Source organism: Paracoccus binzhouensis (assembly GCF_016446475.1).
In the GTDB taxonomy this organism is placed as follows: domain Bacteria; phylum Pseudomonadota; class Alphaproteobacteria; order Rhodobacterales; family Rhodobacteraceae; genus Paracoccus; species Paracoccus binzhouensis.
In genome coordinates this window covers 1-3,118 of the sequence record NZ_JAEHFP010000210.1, presented here as the reverse complement: position 1 = coordinate 3,118, position 3,118 = coordinate 1, and the positions used below count along the sequence as shown (strand labels likewise).

General features: G+C 68.9%; 3 protein-coding genes and 1 pseudogene. All 4 read right to left on the bottom strand.

Annotated elements, in window-relative coordinates; all coding sequences use genetic code 11:
* A partial coding sequence (locus tag I9P22_RS23825; RefSeq protein WP_233253576.1) for an AAA family ATPase occupies positions 1 to 533 on the bottom strand: 533 nt, incomplete at its 3' end.
* 34 nt (positions 534 to 567) lie between these two features.
* Positions 568 to 1,410, bottom strand: a complete 843-nt coding sequence (locus I9P22_RS23820) for an outer membrane protein assembly factor BamD (protein WP_199262675.1) — start codon at positions 1,408 to 1,410, stop codon at positions 568 to 570.
* A 128-nt stretch (positions 1,411 to 1,538) separates the two neighbouring features.
* Positions 1,539 to 2,480, bottom strand: coding sequence for a UDP-3-O-acyl-N-acetylglucosamine deacetylase (lpxC, locus tag I9P22_RS23815; protein WP_199262673.1), 942 nt, complete (start codon positions 2,478 to 2,480; stop codon positions 1,539 to 1,541).
* A 247-nt stretch (positions 2,481 to 2,727) separates the two neighbouring features.
* Positions 2,728 to 3,118 (bottom strand): annotated as a pseudogene (locus I9P22_RS23810) (cell division protein FtsZ); the annotation flags it as partial.

Genomic DNA, 3,118 nt, shown 5'->3' with positions numbered 1-3,118 from the left:
AGCGCCGCCTCGGCCCGCTCCAGCGCCGCGCGCGCCTCGCGCCGGGCGGCCCAGGCGGTGCGGGCCGGGCCCGGGTCCAGCCCGGCAAAGGCATTGAGCAGCAGCCGGTGGCCGCGCGGGTTCAGCAGCCCGCGGTCGTCATGCTGGCCATGCAGCTCGACCAGCAGCTCCGAAAGCGTCCGCAGCACCTCGCCCGAGGCGCGGCGGTCGTTGATCCAGCCGGTCTTGCGCCCGTCGCCGGCATTCACGCGGCGGATGATCAGCTCGTCCGAAACCGGGAAACCGGCCTCGTCCAGCAGCGTGCGGGCCGGATGGCCGGGCGGCAGGTCGAAGACGGCCGTGACCTCGCCCTGACCGGCGCCCTGGCGCACCAGGTCGGCGCGGCCGCGCCAGCCCAGCACGAAGCCAAGGCAGTCCAGCAGGATCGACTTGCCCGCCCCCGTCTCGCCGGTCAGCACGTTCAGGCCCGGCTGGAATTCCAGCTCCAGCCGGTCGATCAGCAGCATGTCGCGGATGTCGAGGGAACGCAGCATGACCCCACCCCCAGGGCGGCGCTTCAGCGCCGCCTCACAGCCATTTGCCCTGGACGACCTGGCGGTAGATCCGCGTCAGCCAGCTGTCGCCGCGCGCCTCGGGCTGCAGGCCATGGCCGCGCAGCTGCGCATAGGCATCCTCGTAGAAGGGCGAGGACTGGAAGTTATGGCCCAGGATCGCGCCCGCCGTCTGCGCCTGGTCGTTCAGGCCAAGCGCCAGATAGGCCTCGACCAGCCGCATCAGCGCCTCGGGCGTGTGGGTGGTGGTCTGGTATTCCTCGACCACGACGCGGAAGCGGTTGATGGCAGCCGTATAGTGCCCGCGCTTGAGGTAGTAGCGGCCGATCTCCATCTCCTTCGCCGCCAGGTGGTCGAAGGCCAGGTCGAACTTCAGGATCGCCGAGCGGGCATATTCGGTGTCGGGATATTGCTCGATCACCTCGCGCAGCGCCTGCAAAGCCTGGAAGGTCAGGCCCTGGTCGCGACCCACCTCGTCGATCTGGTCGTAATAGGAAAGCGCCAGCAGGTATTTCGCATAGGCCGCATCCTCGTCGCCCGGATAGGTGTCGATGAAGCGCTGCGCGGCGCCGCGCGCCTCCTCGTAGTCGCGGGCGCGGTGATAGGAATAGGCCTGCATGATCAGCGCCCGCTTGGCCCATTCCGAATAGGGGTAAAGCCGCTCGACCTCGGAGAAGTACTTCACCGCGTCCTTGGGCTTGCGCGAATTCTCGAGCTCGTATTCGCCGCGCTTGTAGATCTGTTCGGCGGTGAAATTCTCGAATGATTCGGGCTGATTGCCCGCCCCGCCGCCGCATCCTGCCAGAAGGCCGACCGACAGCACAGCCGCGACCAAGGAACCCGATCTGATGCCTGTCATTCCACCCTGCCCGTCAGAAATTCATGCCGCCGAACGGGCGGAAGGCCCGCACGGCCCGGTCGTCCTAGCACAGAAAATCTGGCTGCGCAAAATGCCAAAACCGCAAATCGGCAAGGCGGCCGTCACCGTCAGGCGACGGCCAGCTGGCGGGCATGGGGAGCGAAGCGCGCGGCCGCGGCCAGCACCCCGGCGCCGGGCAGGCGGCTTTCCATCGCCGGGGTCAGCGTCACCCATTCCCAGGCGTCGGGCCGGGCGAACAGCGCCCGCAGCAGCCGGTTGGTCATGGCATGGCCGGCGCGATGCCCGGTATAGCGCGCCAGCAGCGGCGCCCCGGCCAGCGCGAGGTCGCCCACCGCGTCCAGCATCTTGTGGCGCACCGCCTCGTCGCGGTGGCGCAACCCGCCGGGCGACAGCACCTTGTCGCCGTCGAAGACCACGGCGTTCAGATAGGTGCCGCCAAGCGCCAGGCCGTTCTGCTGCATCTTCACCACATCGGCCTGGCGGCAGAAGGTGCGGCTGTCCATCAACTCGTGCACGAAGGTGCCGTTGGCCATGTCGAGGCGCTTTTCCTGGTGGCCGATCGCCGCGTCCACGAAGTCGATGTCGAAATGGATCTCCAGCCGGTCGGCGGGCGACAGGCGGGCGAAGGCCTCGCCCTGCTGCACCTCGACCTCGCGCAGCACCCGGATGGCGCGCAAGGGCGCATCGGGCTGCTGGCGCAGGCCTGCCTCGAGGAGGCCCTGCACGAAGGGGGCCGAGGAACCGTCGAGGATCGGCACTTCCGGGCCGTTCACCTCGACCACGGCATTGTTGATGCCGGTGCCCGACAGCGCCGCCATCACATGCTCGACCGTCGAGACGGTCGCGCCCCGGCCGTTGTCCAGCAGCGTGCAGAGCTGCGAGGGGGTGACATGATCCCATCGCGCCGGGATCCGGGCGCGGTCCAGGTCGGTGCGCACGAAGACGATGCCGTGATCGGCCGGAGCCGGCAGAATCGTCAGGCGCACGGCCGCACCCGAATGCAGCCCGACGCCGCGGAACTGGGCTTTCTGAGCGATGGTGGTCTGCATGGTCCTGCCTGCCGAATCTGGTGAATCTTGCGAATGCCGTTTCCCGCGGACGGGGATTCCCGCCGGGTGAACCTCAGTTAGGCATGCGGGGCCGACGGCTCAACTAACGATTTGTAACGGCGTGAAACAATCGCCGCAGCGCGGCAGAGCCCGTCGTGCCTCCTGCTGCAACGACCTGATCTTCCAAATGAAAAGGACCGCCAAGGGCGGTCCTTTCCGATTCCGGGGCCGAAATAATGTGAACGGCTCAATTCGCCTGGCGACGCAGGAAGGCCGGAATTTCGACATTCTCGCCAGCCCGGTCCGGGCTGGCCAGATCGTCGAAACCGGCATCGAAGCCCGTGCGGTTGCGGGCCGCGACGCGCTCGCTCACCCGCTCGGCGATGGTCGAGGGGGCGGGCTTCTCGGCCTGCTCGCCATGGCCCGAGATGCGCTCGAGCATGCGGCTGAGACCGCCCATGCGGCCGTGCGGGCGCGCCTGGTCGGCGGCGGATTGCTGCTGCGGCTGGGCGGCGCGGCCCTGGGCGGCCGCCTGCTGACGCTCGGGCGCTTTCTGCACGGCGGCGGCAAGGCGCTGCATCACCGCATCCGAGGGCGTGCCGGCCGGAGCCTGCCGCGCGCGGCTGGGGGCCACGAAG

What these genes read in the sequence shown, in the direction of transcription:
- I9P22_RS23820 (WP_199262675.1), bottom strand. Translation starts at nt 1,410, where the DNA reads ATGACAGGCATCAGATCGGGTTCCTTGGTCGCGGCTGTGCTGTCGGTC.
- lpxC (WP_199262673.1), bottom strand. Translation starts at nt 2,480, where the DNA reads ATGCAGACCACCATCGCTCAGAAAGCCCAGTTCCGCGGCGTCGGGCTG.